The sequence below is a fragment of the Flavobacterium sp. SLB02 genome (genome assembly GCF_009664855.1).
In the GTDB taxonomy this organism is placed as follows: domain Bacteria; phylum Bacteroidota; class Bacteroidia; order Flavobacteriales; family Flavobacteriaceae; genus Flavobacterium.
This window is the reverse complement of record NZ_CP045928.1, coordinates 2,883,563-2,908,124: the sequence shown is the minus strand read 5'-3', so window position 1 is coordinate 2,908,124 and position 24,562 is coordinate 2,883,563. Positions and strand designations below refer to the sequence as shown.

Here is a 24,562-nt window from a genome sequence, read left to right as displayed (position 1 = left end):
TTTTATCTTAAAAAAAAACATTAATTTTTATAAGGGAAAAACTTAAATTTGGAATTCATTTAACTTTCAAAAACAAACATTATGAAACAGTACGTTTTTTTTTGGTTCTTTTCCCGTCGGTGATAGGAGCGAACGCACAATATGCAAGGTCTTTTTCTCTTAATTTGTATGGTGGTTATAACTTTTCAGATAAGTTAGATTATGACGGTTATTCTGCAACGATTGAAGATGGTTTTCAATACGGTGCAGGATTTGAGTATTTCTGTTCGACAAATAACTCAGTTGAGTTAAAGTATTTAAGAACAGATGTCAAAATACCATTAGATGACCCCTTAGGAAATCAGTTAAATGCAGGTAAAGACAAAGGAGCATTTAACTTTATCCTTGCAGATTTCACCCATTATTTTGATACAGGATCAAATTTATTGCCTTATCTGGGGGCTGGTGCCAGGGTTAGTATTCTCGAAACGCCTCAGAGCGGCAGTGGAACTTATTTTGCCTGGGATATAAAAGGTGGCGTAAAAATCAAAACTGCTTAATCAGTTTCTGTAAATATCAATGCTTATTTACAATCGATGTCAGCAGCCGTTGGAGATAGTTACTATTGGTCCTATTATTTTGGTCCGGTTGCAGTTCAGGATCATGTAAGTACATATCAGTTTGGTTTAGGTGCTGTGTTGAGTTTTAACTTTAAAAACTAATTTAATCCCCCTATAAATCATCCTTAAAAATATAAAAGCATTCACTATTTGTGAGTGCTTTTTTTATGGTTGCTAAAAGCTATTGTTCATAATTAAATCATAATTTATAACTATTGTGATTTATATTTTTAAACTCAATCCCTATTTTTGTTTTTCATACCACTTAATAATATGAAATTACTTATAGTCGAAGACGAACCAAATCTTTTATCTATTTTACGTAAAGGATTTGCTGAAAACAACAACGAAGTTAGTGTCGCAATGGATGGGAAAACAGCCCTGGAAATGCTTCATAATTATAATTTTGATGTTGTAATCTTAGACGTAATGTTACCGGATATTAACGGAATTGAAATTTGCAGACGACTGCGTGCCAGCAAGAATTTTGTGCCTGTTTTGCTTTTAACAGCTCTTGGAACTTCAGAAAATATTGTAACCGGACTTAACGCCGGTGCCGATGATTATTTGGTTAAGCCTTTTAAATTTGGGGAACTTGACGCAAGGGTAAATGCATTGCACAGAAGAGCACATCAGGAAACAGAAAGGATCGACAGTATTACGGTAGGCGATTTAGAAATAAATGCCCGCGCTAAAACGGTAAAAAGAGAGGGAGAATCTATTGTTTTAACTGCCAAAGAGTTTAAATTACTGTATTATTTAGCTAAAAATAGCGGTCAGATTGTTTCGCGTGATCAAATCTTAGATAATGTCTGGGATATTAATTTTGATATGAATACCAATGTTGTTGACGTGTATATTACCTATCTGCGCAAAAAAATAGATAAACCTTTTGCCACCAAACTTATTCATACCATGAAAGGTTTGGGTTATGTTATAAAACCATAAAATGGATATAAGAAAAAAAATTACTTTTACTTATGTAGCTCTTTCCAGCTTTAGTACACTATTGTTGTGTATTATTGTCTTTGTCTTGTTTCAGGATAACAATCGTTATCATTTCTTAAAACGATTAGAAGACAGGGCCAAAATTGTAGCTTCAATTCATTTTCAAAATGATCCTGAAAAAATCAAGTATTATAAAAACCTGAAAAAAGACGGACTGGAAGAACTTATAGAAGAAGAAGAATTTGTTCTTAAAATAAACAGCGCCAATAGTTTTGATTACAATACCAACTTAAATTTACCCAATGAATTTTATACCAATGTTCTAAAATCAGGAGAAGATTATTTTGAAAAAGATAACAAATATTATTTAGGACAGGTTTTTACAGAAAGAAGTCAAAGATACATTGTAATTGTGGGAGCAAGGGATCAAAAAGGCCCTACAACGACAATTTATATTGTAAAAATCATGCTTTTTGGCGGTATCGGATTTATATTTCTGGCTTTTTTCTTAGGGCGCTTTCTTGCAAAACGAGTAATTAATCCCGTAGCAAGAATTACCAAAGAAGTAAATAGAATTAGTGCTTCTAATCTTCATAACCGATTGCCGGAAGTAAAAAACTCAGACGAAATCTCAGATCTTACTGAAACATTCAATGATATGCTGGACCGTTTAGAAACCTCTTTTGAGATTCAGGCCAATTTTATCAACAACGCTTCGCACGAATTAAAAACGCCAATAACCACCATTATTGCTGAGTCTGAAATTATGCTTCTTAAAGAACGCGAAGTATCAGAATATATTCAGTCATTAGAAAATATTTACAGCCAGGCTTCAAAATTAGGAAACCTTACAGAAAGCCTGCTAAAACTTACTCAAACCGGTTACGACGGTAAAAAGCAAGTATTGGATATCGCGAGAATCGACGAATTATTAATGGATGTAAAATCAGATTTAGATAAAATTTATCCTGATAATCGTGTGAGTATGAAATTTAATTTCGCTCCAAACGATTCTAATCTATTATTAATTCCGTGCAATAAACCTCTTTTAGAACTGGCAATTAATAATATTGTTACCAATGGCGTGAAGTATTCTGATAATAATGAAGTCTTTGTAACGCTTTCTGCCAATCAGGAAATGATTAAAATAGCGATTAACGATATTGGTATTGGTATTCCTCCCGAAGATATTCCGCATTTGTATGAGCCTTTCTTTAGAGGAAAAATAGCCACTAAATATATAGGGTATGGTTTAGGGCTTCCTTTGGCCTCAAAAATCATTCGCATGCACGATGGTGAAATACAAGTACAGTCAGAACAAAATAAAGGGACTATTGTAACTATTGTTTTTAATAAATCAAAAATCAAAAAGAACAACATTAAAAATTCTAATGTTGAATCTTAGAAAGTTCTAATTTTATATTAAGTCCTTTCTAATTTTAGGGAAGTTATTTTGTATGTATAAACTAAACGATTATACTTATGAAAAATTTCCTTATACCTACGACTTTAAAAGATGATACTATTTGCGCTGTAAAATCAGCAGTAAGCCAGGCAAAATCATCAGGTTGCGAAATCATTTTAATGATGGTTGCTGATGCCCCGGATACTTTTTCTTCTTCAGGCTATTTGCGCGAAATGCGTACCGGACTTACACCTAGTCAGGAAATAGTACTTGATACTTGTCGCTATATTATCGAGCATACTCCAAATTGTAAAATAAAAGTACAAAACCAGTACGGCCTTTCATCTCCAATTTTCAAACGCATTATAGATGTTTTCTCTGTAAAATTGGTCATTCTTACACACTCTTATAAACAAGAAACAAAACGAATTCACCAATATTTGATTCAGTTGGCAGCCAACCAAAAATGTCCAATATTGCATTTAGGAACAGAGCAATACAAAGAAGACTTTAATAAAGCGCTTTATATCGAAAATGCCCGTGCCAATATGCATGTAAAAGATGTTCAGCAATTTTTGAATGAGAACTTTTCATTTGAAATTGTAAGCCAGACAGCCAACTTCGATGACAACTACGAAAAATTCGCTCCTTATTTATCCGAAGCAATCTCAAAATACGATATCGATTTGCTGGTAGAAACCCGTAAAGGAGAGAAAATCAAATTCAAAAAAGTAAAAAAAGAAGATATGAACGAGAGATTAGGACTTCCGGTTTTATCTCTTTACGAAGAAATGGCGTAAGACCAATTGCCGTCGAAAAATATATAAGTTTAATTTAAAACCGAAAATATGTTATTAAAGAAAAGAATACCAATGAAGTACGTTCTCGGGAAAATTAAAGTAGAAATTAGTTTAGTATTGGCTTATACCATACTATTTGAAGTTTTTCACAATTATTTCATCAACCTTCCTGTAGATATCCCAATTGCAATTCCAACAATGATTGGAACCATTATATCCTTATTATTGGCTTTCAAGTCGAATCAGGCTTATGACAGATGGTGGGAAGCCCGAATTGTTTGGGGAGCGATTGTAAATGATTCCAGAACATTGATCAGGCAAGTACTGACCTTTTATAAAGACCCTAATTTTTCTGTAGAAGCAAATGAGTTCAAAGAAAATTTTGCCAAACGACAAATCGCATGGTGTTATAGTTTAGGCGAGTCTTTACGAAATAAAGATGCCATAAAACCGCTTGAAGGTTTGATAAGCGACGAAGAATTGCGCTTTGTAAAGAACCATCAAAACATACCTAATGCCATTTTATTGTTGCACGCAAGAGATCTTCGAAATGCAAAAAATGATAAACGTATCAATATGTATCAGCAGGTGGAAATTGATAATACTTTGTCAAGATTATGTGATGAAATGGGGAAATGCGAGAGGATCAAAAACACCATTTTCCCAACGACTTACAGCATGTACATCAGATTGACATTGTGTTTGTTTATTTTATTACTGCCTTTTGGATTAATTAGTGTATTGAGCTGGTTTGCAATTCCGTTAATTACAGCTATCGCAGCCGCTTTCTTTTTGATCGAAAGAATGGCGATTCATTTGCAGGATCCATTCGAAAACAGAGCTACAGATACCCCTGTAACCACTATTGCCAATACTATTGAAAGAAATATAACTCAGATGATGAATGAATACCAAAGCGAATTTGATATTATCAACGAGTTTCATCTTCAGCCTGAGCCTAAAAAAGCGGAAAACAACGCTTATTTTGTTTTATAATTAAAATTGATTTTGGTTTCTCAATTTGTTAGCTGGACAACGTTTCATACCCGTTGTCCGGCTTTTTTTATGGGGTATTTGGATTTCTTTAAACTAAACTTCTTGTATGATCCTTCGTTGAGGATAACAAAACAAAAAATCTGTGTAGATCTGTGTTTTTGCGAAGCAAATCCTTGCAATCAGTGTACCATCACAAAGATTGTCGAGTTTCGTGTAGTTTATTATCATCGATGAAGCAGTCTTCCTAAAATTTGTATAGATTCTCTCAATTCATAAGTCCACACCAATCCGAAACTCAATCGCATACAATTCGAAAATTGATCCTGAAAAGAGAAAATTCTTCCCGGTGCGATACTAATCTTGTGTTGCATCGCCAAATGATAAAAAGCCGCCGTATCAACACTTTTATCCAACTCGATCCAAAGAAAAAATCCCCCTTGTGGCTGACTCACCTTGGTTCCTTTCGGGAAAGATTCCAAAACCGTATTGATATAATTATTACAATTATGATTCAGGATCTGACGTATTTTACGAAGATGGTTTTCATAACGTCCATTTTTCAGAAAATCCCCCACAACCTGATGCGTAATAGTAGGAGAGGAGAGCGTATGGTAAATTTTGTTGCGTAATATTTCTTTTTTAAATTTTCCCGGCGAAACCCAGCCCACACGATAACCCGGCGCCAGCGTTTTAGAAACCGAACTGCAGCAAAGTACAATACCACTTTCGTCATAGGTTTTACAATTCGTTGGTCGGCTTGTGCCAAAGTACAAATCGCCGTGAATATCATCTTCGATTAGGGGAATATTATAAAACTCCATCAACTTAACGACTTCTATTTTATGTTCCGCCGGCATCATACTCCCTGACGGATTACTAAAATTACTCATTAATAGACAAAGCTTCACTTTTTTAGATGAAAGCGCTTTTTTCAATGCTTCCAGTTCTATTCCGGTTGTCATATTGGTAGGTAATTCCATAATGTACAATCCTAATGATTTGGCCAGTTGCAAAATACCAAAATAAGCAGGACTTTCAGTAATAATGGTATCTCCAGGTTGGGTCAGTGTCATCAAACAATGCGAAATCGCACTTGTGCATCCCGGCATGGTAATAATATCTTCTTCAGATAATGATCCGCCCCAGGTAAAAGACCATCGAGCAATTTCCCGTCTTAAATTCGGATTACCTTTTACCTGTTCGTAACTAGTGCCGCTATTAGGAAGTTGTCGCATTGCCTGAACCATTCCCTTATTTAACTTCGCAATAGGAAGAAGCTCATTCGACGGAAAACCCAAAGAAAGCATCGTAATATCAGGATCCGTCATATTACCATACACCTGATCGATTAAATCTTCGCGGTCAACATTGACACATTTTAAAATAGGACTGCTTGGTGAAGGCTCAGGAATCGCTCTGGCGGAAATATTGCTCACATAATAACCGGATTGCGGTCGCGATTCAATCAACGATCTGCTTTCGATTTCGTAATACGCTTTACTTACTGTGCTCATGCTGTAACCTGTTTCGGCGCAGACTTCGCGTATCGATGGGAGTTTGTCACCAACATTCAAAACGCCGGATTTTATTTGCTTCTCAATACGGTCCGCATATTGCATGTATAAGTAATTTGAATTTTTCATTAGCAGATGATAATATTTGTTTTTTAGCGGAATATGGTATTCTTCATTTCAGTTTATTTAGTATCAAATGCGAATCAAGAGTTGGATGTGCCGTTAGGCACTATATGTTGGTAGAAAACAGAATTAAGAATAATTTTAGCGTGCCGTAGGTACGCAATAGTTATCATTTTGTTGCATACCTACGGCACGCCAAGGTATTCCGAAACTAATTTCTATCAATATTTAGTGCTTAACGGAATGAATTACAGGCTTTCATCCCCCGTGATTGGCCGCTCAAAACAATTTCATGAAAAAAAAACTGTTATGGTGCAATTTACAAAAACTGTATCTGTATTGCTGTTTTATTTTTTAGAAATTTGCTTTAATAGAAAATTAAACAAAAAGAACTTCGTGAAAACAACAAAATACTACATAGCTGCCATTACTTGTTTTGTAATCTGGGGATTTTTTAGTTTGGTTTTAAAGCCAATACATGACTATGCCTCGTTGGACATTTTATTCTATCGTGTTTTTAGCTGTAGTATTCTAATGTTGTTGATTGCTTTTGTTTTTAAAAGAAAAAAAATAAAAGAAGCAGTCGAAACTTTTAAATTAATGCCAAAATATGAGAAACGAAAAACATTATTATTAAATATTGGCGGAAGCGTATTTCTAATGGCAAATTGGTTTACATTTATTTATGTTATGAACCACGTTAGCGTAAAAGCGACCTCTTTAGCATATTTGGTTTGTCCTATTTTAACCACTTTATTGGCTTATTTTATTTTACATGAAAAATTAAGCAAAACCCAATGGATTGCTGTTGGATTGAGTATTTCTGGTTGTTTACTTTTATCATATGCCAACATTATGGATATGCTTTTTAGCATTATTATAGGTTCTACATATGCATCTTATCTGGTAAGTCAAAGAGTTAATAAAGGTTTTGATAAATTTATAATTCTAACATTTCATATTACTTTGGCGGCATTGTTTTTATTGCCTTTTTACCCAATTTACAGCGGGCCCGTTCCAACCGAGTTTAAATTCTATTTCTGTATAGAAACCATTGCGATTTTATTCACGATTTTTCCGCTATTTCTTAATTTATATGCACTTTCAGGGATTAATTCTTCAACCGTAGGAATGCTTTTAAATATTAACCCCATGATTGCTTTTCTATTGGCTATGTTTCTGTACAAAGAACAGTTCGGATTAATACAGATTATAGCGTACGGAATTGTTTTTCTGGCCGTTTTGGTTTTCAATTCACATCATATTTTTGCCATGAAGCAAAAGTTTGTCACAATATCCAAAGATTCTAAAATAACGTGAGGTTTTTTATATTTTTTATTGGTTTAAAATATAAATTACCAGAATCTTAACAGGATGTTTAAACAGGAATGACTATTTTCATTCCTGTTTTTTTATGCAATAAAATGGATAAAAAAAAATGCCACAGATTTCACAGATTAAAAGGATTAGTTTCTGTGTCTTAAAAATAGCCACGAGGCGAGCGATAGCGAACAGGCGAAGCAATTCACATTTTTTTAAATCCATTTACGCAATCATTGTGAATTCGTGGCTAAAAAAAAACTTTTTAATCTGTGAAATCTGTGGCAAAAAAACAAATACAAACTGAACAAACTATTTATATGAAAAATACCAAACTCCAAGCCTTTATTCCGTTATTTTATTTAGTGTGGTCTGATGATTTACTGACTCAAAAAGAGTTTACTACGATTCAGAAATTTATCAACGACCTGACCTGGCTTTCGCCCGAAGAAAAACAACAATTAGTCTCAAGATTAGATATTTCGAATCCGCCTTCGCGAAATGAACTCACCCAATGGAAACTGGATATCGAAAACAGCATCCAGAATAAAGCCGATATAAAATCCATTTTTGACATTGCAGTGGCCCTTTCAGAAAAAGATGTAGATATTTCGAAGCTGCAATCTGATTTTATAAAATTAGAGAACGATCTCGGAATTCTGGGCGAAGAAGCACTTCAGAACTTTAAAATAAAATCAGGTTCATTTACCGCTAATTCCCAAACCAATGCCGATTTCGATATTCAGAAAATAACGGACATTTTAAATGGTAAAGAAGCGGCTATTATCAATAAAGTAAAATCGGTGATTTCAAGGCCTGAATTTGCTTATGAAACTTCTACAGATATCAATGTATACCGCCAAACCGTATACAATTGGTGTAAAATCCTGGCCGATGAAAATCTTGGAAATATGGCCTATCCAAAACAATATGGAGGAGGAGAAAACATAGCCGATTATTTTGCGATTATGGAAACGCTAAGTTACCACGATTTGAGTTTAGTAATCAAATTTGGCGTTCAGTTTGGACTCTGGGGAATGAGCGTTCAGTCGTTAGGGACCGATAAACATTACGCTAAATACTTAAAAGATATTGGAACTTTAAAAATTCCAGGTTGTTTCGCGATGACCGAAACACATCACGGTTCGAATGTAAAAGGTCTTGAAACTACAGCAACCTATAATCATAACGACCAAACTTTTACGATTCATACGCCTAATAAAAATGCCCAAAAAGAATATATTGGTAACGCAGCAGTTCACGGCCAAATGGCCACTGTTTTCGCTAAACTAATTATTGACGGACATGATTATGGCGTAAATGCTTTTGTGGTTCCGCTAAGAGACACCAACGGAAATATCTTAAACGGAATTACCATTGGCGATTGTGGACACAAAATGGGATTAAACGGAGTCGATAACGGAACAATTAGTTTTGACAATGTAGTGATTCCGAAAGAAAATATGCTGGATCGTTTTGCTTCTGTAAATGACAAAGGCGAATTCGAAAGCCCAATTCCGAGTGATAACAGACGTTTTTTTACGATGTTAGGTACTTTGGTTGGAGGCCGAATAGGGATTCCGCGTTCTGCTTTGGCTTCAGCCAAATCCGGATTAACCATTGCCATTCGCTACAGCGATCAACGCCGACAATTTGGACCAGAAGGCGGATCAGAAGTTCCGATTTTAAATTACAGAATGCATCAGCGAAGAATGATTCCGCCTTTGGCTAAAACTTACGCTGTTCATTTTGCTTTGCAATACCTTACGAATCGCTTCCTGAATAAAACCGAAGCCGAAATGCAGGAAATCGAAGCTCTTGCAGCAGGAATGAAATCCTATTCGACCTGGAGTACAAGAGATATTCTGCAGGAATGCCGTGAAGCCATTGGAGGAAAAGGATATTTGTCTGAAAACCGAATCGATGCCTTAAAAAATGACACCGAAATCTATACTACTTTCGAAGGTGATAATACTGTTTTGATGCAATTGGTGGCTAAAAACCGTTTAGCTGAATTCAGAAAATCGTTTGGCGAAATGGGTTCTTTGGGAATCATTAATTATGTATACGAAAATGCAAAAACGGCATTAACAGAGAAAAATCCAATTGCAACCCGAAGAACAGATGATGAACATTTACTGGATTCTGAATTTCATTTACAGGCTTTTATTCATAGAGAAAAAACAATTTTGGCTTCGGCAGCGCGACGCATCAAAAAATTAGTCGACGGAGGTTTAGAGCCTTATGATGCTTTTAATGTTGTACAACATCAAATGATAGATGTCGCTCAGGCGTATTTAGAAAGAGTGGTTTTAGAACAATTTCAACTCGCTATAAAAGACGTAAAAGACATTAAAACAAAAGAAATACTAACCAAACTGAATCAGTTATACGCGCTTTCACAAATAGAAAAAAACAAAGGCTGGTATCTTGAAGACGGTTATATGGAAGCCGTGAAAACCAAAGCAATCCGTAAGATAGTCAATCAGTTGTGTTGGGATATTCGTCCGGATGCCGTTTCATTGGTCAATGCTTTTGATATTCCGGAAAGTTGTTTGGCGGCGCCAATTGCTGTTCGATAAAAAGTAAAGAGTAAAAAGTAAAAAGTAAAGAGTAAAGAGTAAAGAGTAAAGAGTAAAGAGTAAAGAGTAAAGAGTAAAGAGTAAAGAGTAAAGAGAATAGATCTTTGCGGGAACTTTGACAAAGTTTATGGAGGCATTTTGTCATCCCGAGGAACGAGGGATCTCCGCAAGCAGCTCTACAAAGATAAGTATTTTGCATGAAGAGTTACTTGTGGAGATCTCTCGTTCCTAGGCATGCCAATGATTTTGCTCATTTTCAAACCAGAAAAAAAATCCTTTCTAATCCTTTTTAATTTGTGGCAAAAAAAAGCAAAACCACAAAATGATATAAGTATTTTTATATCATTAATAAAATAAATTATAACTACAGCATCGTTTTATTAAAATAACTTGCCTTCTCAAAATCTTTTATATTGATAGAAATTACTGAAACTTCAGGAAGTACTCTATTGAGTTTAGAAACAATTACTTTCGAAAGATTTGCTTTTTGTTCTGTATTTCGACCTTCCATGATATATCCAAAAACATGAATAAAATCTTTTAGGGATTTTCCGTTGTTATAATACGAAAACGGATTAATACGAACCTTAATTTCAGATTCATCAAAAAGACCAGTTGATAATGCTGCATTAAAAACATCCTGCATAATTTCGTCTGCAGACTTTAACCGTATAACGTTTTCTGAGCAATCAATAATAAAATGAGGCATTTGTGTGTGGTTTTAGATTAGAAAAATAGACTTCAACCAAATTTACAAAAATCCTTTTGAGATAATTATGTTTCTGTAGGTTAAATATTCTTTGCTAAGTTTTTACAGGATTTGGTGTTACAAAACTCAAAATTTATGACTTACTAAATAATTCATTTTTGTATCTGCACTTTCTTATATTTGTAGTTCATTATAGCTGTAATTGGTTTGAAAAATTATCTGTTGTTTTTTGTTTCCGTTCTTTTAAGTAGCCCTGTTTATTCATCAGACAGCACCGATACTATTTTAGCAAAGCTAAATGAGGCTTTAAAAAATAAAGCACACTATGTGAGGCTCAAAGAAGAGCGTATTCTGAACTTTAAAAAAATAAAATCTGATGATTTAACTAAGGAACAAGAATACAATTACAACAAAACTTTATATACAGAATACCAAAAATTCAACTCAGATTCGGCTATTTTTTATATCAAAAAGAATCTCAAAATTGCCAGCGATCTTCAAAATAACGAGTTGCTGAACTTAGCCAATCTGCAATTGGTAACCCTTTATTCTTCCTCAGGAAAATACCGCGAATCCGAAGCTATCTTAAAAAGCATTGACAAAAAAACGCTTTCAAAATCGTTACTTCAAACCTATTATATTGCTTATCGTGAGTTTTTTGAGCATTATGCTGCCAATAGTTATGATATCAAATACATTCAGAAAATACGGGAGTACCGTGATTCTTTAGTTGCTGTTTTAGATCCTAATACATTAAATTATCAGATCAATAAAATTCAGCAGGGGATGTCCCAAAAAAAGCTAAAAGTGGCAGAACAACAGTTACTGCAATTATTTGCAAATATTAAGGAAGATAATCCTCAATATGCCATGATTACCTATCTTTTAGGCAGTATTTATGAGGCAAGACATCGGTTAGAACCAAGAAAAAAGTTTTATGCGCTTTCGGCTACTTCGGATCTGAAAAACGCCAATAAAGACAATGCATCACTTCAGGAATTGGCATTGGTTTTTTATGAAATTGGCGATGTAGATATGGCATATAAACTCACACAATCGGCTATCGAAGACGCACTTTATTGCAATGTTCAGTTTCGTACGCTTTTAATGTCAGAAGTTTATTCGATTATCAATACCGTTTATTTAGAGAAAGAAGCCAAGAGAAAAACCGAACTGCAGCTGTATTTGTTATGCATCAGTTTGCTTTCGGCATTTTTGATTGTAGCCGTTATTTACGTTTACAAACAAATGAAAAAAGTATCCAGAATACGTGGAGAACTTTATGAAACGAGTCAAAAATTAGCCGAATTAAACAAAGATATTACAGAAACCAATAATCAGTTGCAGGAACGTAATGCACAGTTATCAGAATCGAATCATATTAAAGAGGAATATATCGCGCATTTTTTCAGTCTTTGCTCGACTTACATCAATAAATTAGAAAATTATCGCATTATACTCAACAAAAAAGCCACAGCCAAACAGTTTGATGAGATTTATAAAATGCTAAAATCAACGACTCTTGTTGATAATGAACTGGAGGAATTGTACAAGAATTTCGATATCATCTTCCTGAATTTGTATCCCACTTTCGTGAAAGATTTCAACGCACTTTTGATTAAGGAAGAACAAATCGTTTTAAAACAAGGAGAATTGCTGAATACTGAACTTCGCATTTTTGCACTAATTCGTTTAGGAATTACCGACAGTGTAAAAATTGCAGCATTCCTTCGTTACTCTTTAAGCACAATTTATAATTATCGAACCAGAGCTCGAAATAAAGCGGCAGTTTCGCGAAATGATTTTGAAGAAATGGTCATGAAAATTGGTTTAATTTCATTGAAAGTATAATTATTTATTTTAAAACCACTACTTTTTTTAGGGGGTGTTTTTGTACAAGTATTTGTAAATCAAATATTTATTTTTTTGTTTCACTACTTTTTTTCATTTGAAAATTAAAAACGAACTATAACGTTTTAGCTTTACAATATTATTAAAAGGTAATAATGACCTTATTACTGCCTTTTAGATTGTACATTAAATGCTTTAATAAATTAATAGTTATGTTTAAAAACGTTAAAACAATTGTTGTTTTACTTTTGTTGAGCTCTATCGGTGTAAACGCACAGAGTAAAATTCCGGTTTATCTAGATGATAAAAAGCCAATTAATGAGCGTGTAGAAGACGCTCTTAAAAGAATGACCACAGAAGAAAAAATTGCCATGATTCATGCGCAGTCAAAATTCAGTTCGCCAGGAGTACCACGTTTAGGAATTCCGGAAAACTGGATGACTGACGGACCTCACGGAATTCGTACCGAAGTAAAATGGGACGAATGGGATCAGGCAGGCTGGACAAACGATTCTTGTATTGCATTTCCGGCTCTTACAGCACTTTCTGCAACCTGGAACAAAGAGTTGTCTTCTTTATATGGTAAATCGATAGGAGAAGAAGCGCGTTACCGTAATAAAAATGTATTGTTAGGACCTGGAGTAAATATCTACAGAACGCCACTAAACGGTCGTAACTTCGAATATATGGGAGAAGATCCTTTTCTTGCTGCCAAGATGGTTGTTCCTTATATTAAAGGTGTACAAGCAAACGGAGTTGCAGCCTGTGTAAAACACTTCGCTTTAAACAATCAGGAAACAAAACGTAACTCAGTAAACGTAGTGGTTGATGACCGTGCTTTATACGAAATCTATTTACCTGCTTTTAAAGCTGCAGTTCAGGAAGGTGATGCCTGGGCCATTATGGGATCTTATAATAAATACAAAGGACAGCAATGTTGTCATAATGAATTTTTATTGAATGATATTCTTCGCGGAGAATGGGGATTCAAAGGTGTTGTAGTTTCAGATTGGGGTGGAGTTAACGATACCAAACAATCTATTTTTAATGGTCTTGATATGGAGTTTGGTTCTTGGACTAACGGACTTTCATGGGGAACCAGTAATGCATACGATAACTATTTCTTAGCGAAACCATATTCTGAAATGATTAGAAAAGGGGAAGTTGGAACTAAAGAATTAGACGAAAAAATACGTCGTATTTTACGTTTATCTTTCCTTACTACAATGGATAGAAACCGTCCGTTTGGATCTTTTGGAACACAAGAGCACGCAGATGCAGGTCGTAAAATTGCCGAAGAAGGAATTGTATTGCTTCAAAACAATAATAACATTTTACCAATCAATCTTTCTAACACAAAGAAAATTGTGGTTGTTGGAGAAAATGCGATCAAAATGATGACTGTAGGTGGAGGAAGTTCTTCGCTTAAAGCAAGATACGAAATTACACCTCTTGAAGGATTAAAGAAAAGAATTGGAAACCAGGCTGAAATCGTTTATGCGCGTGGTTATGTTGGAGATCCCAAAAGTGAATATAACGGAGTAGTAGCAAAAGTAAGTCTGGAAGACAAACGTTCTCCGGCAGAATTGACTGCTGAGGCTGTTAAAGTAGCTAAAGATGCTGATATCGTTCTTTTTATTGGAGGATTAAACAAAAGTGACAATCAGGATGCAGAAGGACATGATCGTAAAGAATTAGGCTTACCATATGGTCAGGATAAATTAATTACTGAATTGGTTAAAGTAAATAAAAATGTGGTTTTTGTAAATATTTCAGGAAACGCTGTGGCAATGCCGTGGGTAAAAGAAGTTCCGGGAATTGTACAAGGATGGTTTTTAGGTACAGAAGCAGGAAATGCACTGGCTAATGTTTTGGTTGGAGATGTAAACCCTTCAGGAAAATTATCTTTTACTTTCCCTGTAAAATTAGCGGATAACGGCGCTCATGCTTTAGGAGAATTTCCTGGTGGAGACGAAGTAAAATATAATGAAAGCATTTTTGTAGGTTACCGCTGGGCAGATAAACAAAAAGCGAAACCATTATTCTCTTTTGGTCACGGTTTAAGCTACACGACTTTTGCATACGGAAAAGTAACAGCAGATAAAAAACAAATGTCAAGCAGCGACAAGATTACATTCTCAGTTAATGTAAAAAATACAGGATCAAGAGAAGGTTCTGAGGTTGTTCAGCTTTATATCAGCGATTTAAAATCTTCATTGCCACGTCCAATTAAAGAATTAAAAGGATTTGAGAAAATTTCGCTTAAAGCGGGAGAAGAAAAAACAGTAACTTTTACAGTAGACAAAACAGCTTTAAGCTTTTTTGATGATAAAAAACACGACTGGGTTGCTGAACCGGGAGCTTTTGAAGCAATCGTTGGAGCTTCTTCTACAGATATAAAATCTAAAGTGGGATTCTCACTTCAATAATTTCATTATTTCTAAATTGGTTGGTTGTAAAGCTGCAAGTGTAAAAATTTGCAGCTTTACTTTTAAAATGATTTCACCGTTTGAGAGTTTTACCATTAAGATAGTAAGAAAATTAAGCTTTACGGAACTTTTAAGTTTTACTATTAAGGAAATTAAGTAATGTGTGTAATATGTATTGTGGAATTAAACTCTTCTTTGTTTGCCCTGCGATAAACTTTGAGAACTTTTCGATTATCTATTTAAAGAAAACTATGACTGTTTAGAAAAAATATTATTTTAGCTTACACCAAAAAATAAGAACTAACCTTTAACCACCAAAATATTTTTATGAGCTCAGTTTCTATTGATATTAAACCTAAAAAACATTATGAAATTCTGGACGGCTTGCGAGGGGTTGCAGCGATTTTAGTAGTGATTTTTCACATTTTTGAAGCCCATAACGGAGGGAGCCGCTTTGCACAAATTATCAATCACGGTTATCTCGCCGTAGATTTCTTTTTCCTTTTATCAGGATTTGTTGTAGCATATGCTTACGACGATCGTTGGGGAAAAATGACCCAATGGGAATTTTATAAGCGACGTTTAATTCGTTTACAACCTATGGTTATTATGGGAATGATCATTGGAGCTATTTTCTACTATTTTCAGGCATCCAATCTTTTTCCGTTAATTGCCGGAATGGAAGTTTGGAAAGTGATCCTAACCATGGTAATTGGGTTTACATTACTTCCAATTCCGCCATCATTAGAAATTAGAGGCTGGGGCGAAATGCATCCGCTTAACGGGCCGGCATGGTCATTATTCTTCGAATATATTGCCAATATTTTATATGCTGTATTATTTCGTAAATTTTCGAATAAAGTCCTGGGAATCTTGGTTTTTATATTCGCAGCAATGCTAATTAACTATACTGTTTTTGGACCAAATGGAGATGTAATTGGAGGCTGGTCTTTAAATCTGCAGCAAATGAATGTTGGTTTTACCCGTTTATTATATCCGTTTTTTGCCGGAGTTTTACTTTCAAGATTAGGAAAGTTAATTCACTTAAAAGGCGCTTTCTGGATTTGCAGTATTCTAATTGTGGTTATTTTTTCGATACCAAGAATTGGCGATGAAAATACTTTATGGATGAATGGTTTATACGAATCAGTTGTTATTATTCTTTTCTTTCCTTTAATTGTTGCTATTGGAGCAGGAGGACAGATCAAAAATGCAATTTCTATTAAAATATGCAAAGCTCTTGGCGATATTTCATATCCAATTTATATTATACATTATCCTTTAATTTACTGGTATACTGCCTGGGTAATAGATAATAAAGTTTCTTTGAAAAACGGTTATATGGTGGGAATCGGAGTTTTGGTTTCAAGCATTGTAATTGCCATTTTATGTTTGAAATTCTACGATGAACCCGTACGCAATTGGCTTCAGAATAAATTTCAAAAAAGAAAAGTTTCTTAATAGAGAAGGGACAAAGGTTCAAAGGCTTAGAGGGACAAAGGGGAAACTTTACTACTTTGAACCTTGTAACTCTGAACCTGTATAAAGATCTTGAATTTCTTAATTTTGTTAGTTATAGATATTCAAAAAAGGGATGGAATTTCATGTTTTCATCCCTTTGTTTTTTTTAAAGGGACATAGGTTCAAAGTTACAAAGGTTCAAAGGGGAAAGTCCTAAACACGAAAAATTTTGTCGTTTGAATGTTTGTATTTTTGCATCTCCAAATTTTAATTATCTTATAGATATAAAAAAAGGGATGAAACTTTAAAGTTTCATCCCTTTTGTATTTAGACCACTCTAGAAAAACTTTGTCCCTCTGAGCCTTTGAACCTTTGTCCCTTTTTTTTAAAAAACTTATTCTAAAACCAAAGCTCCCAAAGCTTCTTTGCTAAAACCTTTCAATTCATCCGTTTTACCCGCTTTGATTTTAGCCACCCAATTCGGGTCAGATAAAAGAGGTCTTCCTACAGCAACTAAATCAAAATCGCCTCTGTCGAAACGTCTGTTTAATTCCTCCAGAGAAGTTGGTTGAGAACTTTCTCCTGCAAATGCACCAAAGAAATCACCAGAAAGACCAACAGAACCTACTGTAATAGTTGGCGCTCCGGTTACTTTTTTAGCCCAGCCCGCAAAGTTCAAATCAGATTCTTCGAATTCAGGTTCCCAGAAACGACGTTGAGAACAATGTAAAATATCAACACCAGCATCAACAAAAGGTGTTAACCATGCTTCTAATTCCTGTGGATTTTTAGCCAGTTTATAATTATAATCAGAAGGTTTAAATTGAGAAAAACGCATGATTACAGCAAAATCATTCCCTACTTGTTTTCTGATTTCTTTTACTACTTCAATAGCAAAACGGTTACGTTCCGGAAGTGTTTTTCCACCGTAAATATCCTCACGTAAATTCGTTTCGGCTCTAAAGAACTGATCGATCAAATAACCGTGAGCTCCGTGAATTTCGATCGTATCAAAACCTAATCTTTTAGCATCGGCTGCAGCCTGACCAAAAGCAAGAATGGTATCTTCGATATCTTTTTCAGTCATGGAAACACCATTTCTAAAATCAGGACGGTTTAATCCCGACGGACCTTCAAAAGGAACCGGTGGCACCCATCCAGAATGGTGATTGTCCATAATTCCCATATGCCAAATTTGTGGTCCCATAGCACCTCCGGCAGCGTGAACTTCGTCGATCACTTTTTTCCATCCGTTTAAAGCTAAGTCCCCATGAAAATGCGGCACATTAGCATCATTAGATGATGAAGCTCTGTTGATAACAGTTCCTTCAGATAATATTAAACCAACTTCGCCTTCGGCTCTTTTTTGGTAGTAAGAAGCTACTTCGTCAGTTGGAACTCCGTTTGGAGAAAATGAGCGCGTCATTGGCGCCATTACGATTCTATTTTTAAGATTTAACGTTTTTAAGTTAAATGGCGAAAACAGGTTGTTTGTACTCATAGTAATTTACAAATTAGATTGAATTAAGTTACTGAGTGCTTCAAAGGCACCTTCGTTGCGTTTATAGTAAGTCCATTGTCCAACACGTTTAGATTCTATAAATCCGGCGCGTTGTAAAATAGAGAGATATTCAGAAACAGTCGATTGCGTTAGCCCAGCCTTGGCTTGTATTTGTCCAACGCAAACTCCGTGCTCAAATCCAGCATGCTGGAGCTGATCCGGAAAATTGATTTCAGGCTCTTTTAACCATTCCAGCATTTGCAATCTGGATTTGTTGGAGAGCGCTTTAAAGATTTCTATTGGTTCCATGGCGCAAATATATCGACTTTTCCCGATATACCAATTAAGGAGATAATTATTTAGCAAAAAATTAAGATGGAGAAAAGGAAGTTGTATGAAACAGTGGAGGATTTTAATAAAGAAAAATTATATTTGCTTGTGAAAATTAATCTCACAAAGGCTAACCACAAACTTGTCATTTCGATGGGATAGAAATCACACGCGTGATTCTGCAAATGAGAAAATTGCGAGATAAAAAAAAACAAATCCCCAAATAAATAACTTAATCAAACTATGAAGAAAATTTTACTTATTCTAGGACTTTTATTGTGTATCACAACGACGTCAAAAGCTCAGGTAGTAGGAACAGATGTTGGAGATATTGCTCCTGAAATCGATCTTCCGGATACAAAAGGAAATAATGTGGCACTTTCCTCTTTAAGAGGAGATTTGGTTTTAGTAGACTTTTGGGCATCATGGTGCGGGCCTTGTATCAAAGAACAGCCGCAATTAATAAAATTGAACAATATCTATGCGGGCAAGTTTTCTATTTACAGCGTTTCTATGGATACTAAAAAGCCGCTTTGGCTGGCCGCTATCGCAAAGCAAAAATTGACATGGACACAAGTAAGTGATTTGAAATACTGGAATTCTCCTGTTGTGGGCGATTATATGCTTCAATCTGTACCATTGAACTTTTTAATAGACAAAAACGGAATTATTCTGGCTAAAAATATTCACGGAAAAGCTTTGGAAGAGATGCTTAAAAGTTTGTTGACAGCGCAGTAAAAAAACTGCAAGTAATCAAAACTTTGAGTATATTGCTATTTCAAAAAAAGTGATAACAATAAATGACGATATAATCATGATTCAAAAATCAGCACTACTATTCTTTATTTTGGTTGTGTTTCAGAGTAATGCACAAACAATGGAAACCGTTAATAAAGTGAAAACCTCCTATCAAAGTTGTTTAAACAACGGTAGCGGTATGAAAAATTGTGCAATTGAATATTACAATCAATCGGATAGTTTATTGAATGTGGTGTACAAGAATTTAAAACTTAAATTGAGTTCTAAAGAACAATCAAAATTAAAAAAAGAACAATTAGACTGGATAAAGAAACGCGATCTGTATTTTGAGAAAGTATATTCTGATACCAAAAAAGAAGGTCATTTTATAGAAGGAAGCAGTGATTTTGATATGGTAGTTTTTGATGAAAAAGCAAATTACGTTTTCGCGAGAGTCAAAGAACTTATAAAAAGAATATAGTTGCTTTAAATAAATAGCTTAAATGGAATCAAAACTCAGTCTGGCTGAATTTAGAACTAGATTACAAACTAACACAGAAATTGGTTCTCTAAAAGCAAACTTAAGTCTCTTTATAATATTTCCCAGATTTGGAGGTACAAAGCCTTTCTACGGACTTTTTGATGAGAAAAGTTTTCGATTGACTCTAAATTCGAGAACTTCACCAACTTATTTTATTATAAGAGGAAATTACAAGAATATCAATAATAGGGTTAACGTAAGTTATATCGTTGAACCCAACAGTAAGTTCCAGTTGATCTGGACAAGATTTTCTCCGGTAGTTTTTTTAATAATTATTAATGTATTTTTCCTTTTTTTTGGAAGAGGTCTTAGAAGAGCCACTACAATTGTGAGTTTGTTTCTTCTTATTCTTATTTTTTATTCAAGATGGAAAGAAGAAAGAAAGAGAAAAAAGTTAGAGCGTAATTTCGTCAGGATTTTTGAGATTAAGATATAAAAGGATTGGATTATTTCAGTTTTTTTGTTTCACGTTTCAAGTTTGTTTGCGCATTTTTGTTAAAGTTTTTACTTGTAAACTTGTCAGACATAGCCCGTGGTTTCAACCACGGGGTGGCATATTATCGCGCCTCGTATTGCGCTCCTGTGGTTGAAACCACGGGCTATGTTTGAAGATAGAAATTAAATTAGGTGACAACTTAGTCATTTATGAAATGACAAAAATGCGTATACCAACTTTAAAATTCGGATTTCACAAAAGTTCCTTATACTCTATGTGTAAAACTTTGACAAAGGTTGGGAAAACCTAAAACCTCAAAAATTATTTTCGATTCGCATTTATCGCCTGTAAGGCATCTTCCGGAGAAGAAAGATACAGTTTATAAAAATCAGCTGTTGCGCCAACGTGAATTTCGTAGGTTTCATTTTCGAATCCTTTTTTAAGATCTAAAGCGACTTGTTCCGGGCTTATGCCATTTTCGCCACCAATTGATTTAGAAAATTCGGTATTTACTAAAGGAGGCATCAATTCAAAAACTTTTACAAGTGGTCGTTTCTCATGTTTTTCAAGTGAAACTCTTAATACCTGAGAATAGGAGTGAAGCGCCGCTTTGCTTATCGCATAACCCGGTAGTGTATATCCGGGAGAAAAGGCAGCAATAGACGAAACATTTACAAAAGCAGCTTCGGGCTGTTTTTGAAGCAAAGGAAGCAATTTTTCGGTCAGTCTTACTATCGAAAGATAATTGGTCAGGATTTCTTCGCTGGCTTTTTCGAATGCATTGGCATTTTCATCCGTTAGTTTAAAATAGTGGGCTAAACCGGCATTGTTGATGACTATATTAAGGTTAGGAAAATCTTCATTTAATTGTTTGGTTAATTTAGTCACATCGGCTTCATTGTTAATGTCTGAAACGATTCCGGTTACATTTTTTAAACTCAAAACCGCTTTTTCCAGTTTTTCGGCATTTCTTCCTGTAATAATTATTTTGTTATCAGCAGAAAATAGTTTTGCAATTTCGTATCCAATTCCTGATCCGCCGCCAGTAATTAGAATAGTGTTGTTTGAAGTTTTCATTTTTCGTAAGAGGTGTTTTGTGAAATATAAAATGTTTTTACTTAAAATTTATTTTGAAAACGAGAGCCCTAGCCCTGATAGAAGCGGTATCCTTTTGTGGCGGTGTTCGCCACAAAAGATACAAGTGAATAGCAGGATAGCTCCTAATTCAAATCATAATTTTCATTTGAGAATCCTATTGTAATTTTAAAATTGTAATTTAAATATTAATCGCCCCTTGCCCCGATGCAATCATATAAGCTTCTTTCAGGGTTTCAGAGTAAGTGGGGTGGGCGTATGAAATTCTAAACATATCTTCGTCAGTCACTTCATATTCCATTCCTATTACGCCTTGTGCAATCAGATCTGCGGCTCGTGGGCCAATGATGTGCATGCCTAAAAGTTCGCCGTATTTAGGATCTGAAAGTACTTTCGAGAAACCATCTTTTTCTAATGCTGCTCTTGCTCTGGCACTTGCCGAAAACGGAAATTTCCCCACACGATATTCGATCCCTTTTTCTTTCAGTTCCTCTTCGGTATAGCCTACAGAAGCGACTTCCGGCCAGGTATAAACCACTCCGGGAATTAATTTGTAATTGATGTGCGGTTTTTGCCCGTTGATCGTTTCGGCAACAAATATTCCTTCTTCCTCAGCTTTATGGGCGAGCATGGCTCCGGCAACAACATCGCCAATAGCATAAATATTTTCGGATTTGGTTTGCAGCTTTTCATTCGTTACGATTCGGCCTTTCGAATCTACTTCTACTTTGGTGTTTTCTAATCCTAAACCTTCTGTATACGGTTTTCTACCCACGGCAACCAGGCAATAATCGGCAGTAATTTCTTGTGTAGCATTTGCAGTATCAAGAAAAGTAACGGTTGCATTTTTGCCATTATTTTTTGCCGATTGTACTTTATGGCTGAGTAAAATTTTGATATTTTGTTTGGTAAATATTTTTTTGAGTTCTTTGCCAAGTTCTTTATCCATTGTTGGGATCAGGCTGTCGAAATATTCGATTATAGTAACTTCAGCACCAATTCGGGCATAAATCGAAGCCATTTCTACACCAATAACGCCACCACCAATAATGACCATTGTTTTGGGTTTGTCCGGAAGCGAAAGTGCTTCTGTCGAAGTTATGATTCGTTTTTTATCGATTTCGACTCCGGGAATTGTAGCGGGTTTTGAGCCCGTTGCAATAATGTAATAAGTGGCGGAAATGGTAGAGGAAGAACCGTCTGTTGCTTTTACGCTGATTTCTTTATCGTTTAAAAAAGAAGCAAATCCTTCAAAAACCTCGATCTTATTCTTCTTCATCAAAAAGTTCAGTCCGGCAATATTTTGCTCGACAACTTCTGATTTTCTTTTGATGAATTGCGGAAAGTCCAGACTTAATTTTCCTGTTATGATTCCGTGAGTGGCAAATTTGGTGGCCGCTTCATGATAATGTTCTGTACTGTCAAGAAGCGCTTTTGTGGGTATGCATCCTACATTGGTGCAAGTGCCGCCTAAGGCTTTGTATTTTTCGACGATAGCTGTTTTATAACCCAATTGCGAACATCTGATGGCCGATGCGTAACCGCCAGGTCCGGAACCAATAACAATGATATCAAACTTTGTTTCCATAGAATAAAAAATTAGTTATGTTTCAAAAGAACTACGTAGACTTCGCAATTACTCCTGTATTATAAGTAATTGTTTGTCTTTTTTAAGTGTTTGAAATATAAGGAATTATATTTTATTACGGAAGTGAGTTTGTCTTTTTTTTGATGATTAATCAGTTGACTTAGTGATGTTTAAAAAGCAATTCCGAATTGAAAACCTACTGTAAAAGTTGCGGGATGATCGTTTCCAAATCGAACTGGAAAAGGAACCGCTACAAAATAGCTGCAATTCTCACTTTTTATAACCGTTTTATTTATAACAGGCGTAAAGCCATATCTTCCTCCGCTTTCAAAAGCAGCCCTTCCTGCAAAAGTGTAGCCTTTTCCCAAAGCGACCAAAACGCCCGGATGAAATAATATGTTGGTCACTTTATCATGACCGTCTTCGGCTTTTATATTGGGAACAATTTCAAACGAAAACCCTATTTTAGAGCTTTTCCAAATGTTTATTCCTGTTGGGAAACCTACCGCATAATAATCCCTGAAATTCAAGTTGGTTTGTTCATTACTAATCATTACAATAGGGTGAAGGATGCCAAAATAGCCGGTAATTTTGGGATAAGTAGTTTGAGCAAATGCCGCTGATTTTGATGCAATTAGAATTAAAATAAAAAGGTATTTCAATGAATTCATAATAGTTTGGTTTTAGAAAAAACAAAACTATCACGACTTTATATTGATAAATAGAATGCTATTTACCTTTTGTATCTGGATTACTTTTTAAGGCATTTTTCCGATACGAAGACGGATTTTTACCCGTATGCAATTTGAAAATTCTGGTAAAGTGACTTTGGTCTGAAAATCCCGTCATGTAGGCAATTTCGGTAAGTGTATAATTTGAGTTTTGAATTAGATTTATGGCTTTTTCAATTCGTAATTTCCGAACGTATTCACCAAAATTTAGATCTTCAAAATATTTCGAAAATTCACGTGATAAATAAGAAGGGTTTAGTTCTAAATCGCTGGAGATTTTCTTTAAATCAAAAGTAAACTGAGCGTCTATTTGATCCTGAATAATCTCTTTTAAATCTTTGACCCATGAAGGTATCTTTTTGTTTGATTTTTTTTCGTTTAAAAACTTGTTATAAACCTCATGAAGTAAACTTTCGAAAGGACTATTTTGTAAATGCTTTTGTTTGTAAAGATGCGTCGCCCAGCTGTAAAGCGCATCGTAAAGAATCATTCCGTTTTTTAATAATTCAGAATCGTCTGTAATATTGTGCGAAAGTCCGGCAGAAATTGCCCAAAGCCCGGCAGATTCTTTGGCAATATCATGTCGGTCTGTATCGGCACCTCGGACAATCCGGGACATTATTAAAATTGCGGGATCGCTAATTTGATATTTTTTAATGATATAGTCAAAAGTACATTCATCATTATAATGCGTAAATTCGACATCAGGAATATCAAACGGAATAGCTTCTAAAGTTGCCGCCTTACTTAAAACTTCATCAAACGGGACATAAATAAATTCAGCTTCAGCATCAACAAACTTTTTAATTAACCAGGGACTTGCTATTCTGTCAATTTTAGGTCGTTCTCTGGTAATCCATTTCAT

The 24,562-nt window shown here is 35.0% G+C and carries 22 protein-coding genes; 14 read left to right on the top strand and 8 right to left on the bottom strand.

Features of this window, described 5'->3' with window-relative positions; genetic code table 11:
• Positions 1–119: 119 nt before the first annotated feature.
• The 6 genes from GIY83_RS11065 to GIY83_RS11045 all read left to right on the top strand — a co-directional run bounded on the left by GIY83_RS11065 (position 120) and on the right by GIY83_RS11045 (position 4,748).
• Positions 120–539: a hypothetical protein gene (locus tag GIY83_RS11065; protein ID WP_229029298.1), complete on the top strand. Its 420-nt coding sequence runs from the start codon at positions 120–122 to the stop codon at positions 537–539.
• Positions 540–575: 36 nt separating this feature from the next.
• A complete protein-coding gene (locus GIY83_RS25100; protein WP_255474397.1) occupies positions 576–701 on the top strand; it encodes a hypothetical protein in 126 nt (41 codons plus the stop codon).
• Positions 702–872: 171 nt separating this feature from the next.
• Positions 873–1,547, top strand: coding sequence for a response regulator transcription factor (locus tag GIY83_RS11060; RefSeq protein ID WP_194616589.1), 675 nt, complete (start codon positions 873–875; stop codon positions 1,545–1,547).
• A 1-nt stretch (position 1,548) separates the two neighbouring features.
• Positions 1,549–2,952 carry a HAMP domain-containing sensor histidine kinase gene (locus GIY83_RS11055; RefSeq protein ID WP_194616590.1) on the top strand — a complete coding sequence of 468 codons (1,404 nt, stop codon included), beginning with the start codon at positions 1,549–1,551 and terminating at the stop codon, positions 2,950–2,952.
• 77 nt (positions 2,953–3,029) lie between these two features.
• On the top strand, positions 3,030–3,752 hold the full coding sequence (locus tag GIY83_RS11050) for a hypothetical protein (protein WP_194616591.1): 723 nt from the start codon (positions 3,030–3,032) through the stop codon (positions 3,750–3,752).
• A gap of 48 nt (positions 3,753–3,800) precedes the next feature.
• Positions 3,801–4,748 (top strand): bestrophin family protein, encoded by a 948-nt coding sequence (locus tag GIY83_RS11045; protein ID WP_194616592.1) that lies wholly within the window; start codon positions 3,801–3,803, stop codon positions 4,746–4,748.
• A gap of 224 nt (positions 4,749–4,972) precedes the next feature.
• Here GIY83_RS11045 and GIY83_RS11040 read toward each other — a convergent pair whose 3' ends face one another.
• Positions 4,973–6,391, bottom strand: coding sequence for a PLP-dependent aminotransferase family protein (locus tag GIY83_RS11040; RefSeq protein ID WP_194616593.1), 1,419 nt, complete (start codon positions 6,389–6,391; stop codon positions 4,973–4,975).
• Between the two features lie 390 nt (positions 6,392–6,781).
• Between GIY83_RS11040 and GIY83_RS11035 the strand changes: the two genes are divergently transcribed.
• Complete coding sequence (locus tag GIY83_RS11035) at positions 6,782–7,705, top strand: EamA family transporter (RefSeq protein WP_194616594.1); 924 nt, start codon at positions 6,782–6,784, stop codon at positions 7,703–7,705.
• Between the two features lie 320 nt (positions 7,706–8,025).
• Positions 8,026–10,287 carry an acyl-CoA dehydrogenase gene (locus tag GIY83_RS11030; RefSeq protein ID WP_208686942.1) on the top strand — a complete coding sequence of 754 codons (2,262 nt, stop codon included), beginning with the start codon at positions 8,026–8,028 and terminating at the stop codon, positions 10,285–10,287.
• A gap of 364 nt (positions 10,288–10,651) precedes the next feature.
• Here the strand turns inward: GIY83_RS11030 and GIY83_RS11025 are convergent, their stop codons facing one another.
• Complete coding sequence (locus GIY83_RS11025; RefSeq protein WP_194616596.1) at positions 10,652–10,996, bottom strand: 5-carboxymethyl-2-hydroxymuconate Delta-isomerase; 345 nt, start codon at positions 10,994–10,996, stop codon at positions 10,652–10,654.
• Between the two features lie 207 nt (positions 10,997–11,203).
• Between GIY83_RS11025 and GIY83_RS11020 the strand changes: the two genes are divergently transcribed.
• From GIY83_RS11020 to GIY83_RS11010, 3 genes are all read left to right on the top strand, one after another.
• Positions 11,204–12,847: a DUF6377 domain-containing protein gene (locus GIY83_RS11020; RefSeq protein WP_194616597.1), complete on the top strand. Its 1,644-nt coding sequence runs from the start codon at positions 11,204–11,206 to the stop codon at positions 12,845–12,847.
• A 212-nt stretch (positions 12,848–13,059) separates the two neighbouring features.
• Positions 13,060–15,276 (top strand): glycoside hydrolase family 3 C-terminal domain-containing protein, encoded by a 2,217-nt coding sequence (locus GIY83_RS11015; RefSeq protein ID WP_208686940.1) that lies wholly within the window; start codon positions 13,060–13,062, stop codon positions 15,274–15,276.
• 327 nt (positions 15,277–15,603) lie between these two features.
• Entirely contained in the window at positions 15,604–16,737 is a 1,134-nt protein-coding gene (locus GIY83_RS11010) for an acyltransferase (protein WP_194616599.1), read from the top strand.
• A 394-nt stretch (positions 16,738–17,131) separates the two neighbouring features.
• Here the strand turns inward: GIY83_RS11010 and GIY83_RS11005 are convergent, their stop codons facing one another.
• Both GIY83_RS11005 and GIY83_RS11000 read right to left on the bottom strand, forming a co-directional pair.
• Positions 17,132–18,238: an NADH:flavin oxidoreductase gene (locus GIY83_RS11005; RefSeq protein WP_194616600.1), complete on the bottom strand. Its 1,107-nt coding sequence runs from the start codon at positions 18,236–18,238 to the stop codon at positions 17,132–17,134.
• 6 nt (positions 18,239–18,244) lie between these two features.
• A complete protein-coding gene (locus tag GIY83_RS11000) occupies positions 18,245–18,547 on the bottom strand; it encodes a helix-turn-helix transcriptional regulator (RefSeq protein WP_055097872.1) in 303 nt (100 codons plus the stop codon).
• 264 nt (positions 18,548–18,811) lie between these two features.
• On the opposite strand from GIY83_RS11000, the gene GIY83_RS10995 reads away from it, so the two are divergent.
• From GIY83_RS10995 to GIY83_RS10985, 3 genes are read left to right on the top strand one after another with little or no spacing between them, the layout of a single operon-like run.
• Positions 18,812–19,306: a TlpA disulfide reductase family protein gene (locus tag GIY83_RS10995; RefSeq protein WP_208686938.1), complete on the top strand. Its 495-nt coding sequence runs from the start codon at positions 18,812–18,814 to the stop codon at positions 19,304–19,306.
• A gap of 49 nt (positions 19,307–19,355) precedes the next feature.
• Entirely contained in the window at positions 19,356–19,787 is a 432-nt protein-coding gene (locus tag GIY83_RS10990; RefSeq protein ID WP_208686936.1) for a lysozyme inhibitor LprI family protein, read from the top strand.
• 22 nt (positions 19,788–19,809) lie between these two features.
• Positions 19,810–20,283, top strand: a complete 474-nt coding sequence (locus GIY83_RS10985; protein WP_208686935.1) for a hypothetical protein — start codon at positions 19,810–19,812, stop codon at positions 20,281–20,283.
• A 321-nt stretch (positions 20,284–20,604) separates the two neighbouring features.
• Here GIY83_RS10985 and GIY83_RS10980 read toward each other — a convergent pair whose 3' ends face one another.
• From GIY83_RS10980 to GIY83_RS10965, 4 genes are all read right to left on the bottom strand, one after another.
• Complete coding sequence (locus GIY83_RS10980; protein WP_194616604.1) at positions 20,605–21,360, bottom strand: SDR family oxidoreductase; 756 nt, start codon at positions 21,358–21,360, stop codon at positions 20,605–20,607.
• A gap of 199 nt (positions 21,361–21,559) precedes the next feature.
• On the bottom strand, positions 21,560–22,966 hold the full coding sequence (gene lpdA, locus GIY83_RS10975; protein ID WP_194616605.1) for a dihydrolipoyl dehydrogenase: 1,407 nt from the start codon (positions 22,964–22,966) through the stop codon (positions 21,560–21,562).
• 170 nt (positions 22,967–23,136) lie between these two features.
• Positions 23,137–23,637: a hypothetical protein gene (locus tag GIY83_RS10970; RefSeq protein ID WP_194616606.1), complete on the bottom strand. Its 501-nt coding sequence runs from the start codon at positions 23,635–23,637 to the stop codon at positions 23,137–23,139.
• Positions 23,638–23,695: 58 nt separating this feature from the next.
• Positions 23,696–24,562: a chromate resistance protein ChrB domain-containing protein gene (locus GIY83_RS10965; protein WP_208686933.1), complete on the bottom strand. Its 867-nt coding sequence runs from the start codon at positions 24,560–24,562 to the stop codon at positions 23,696–23,698.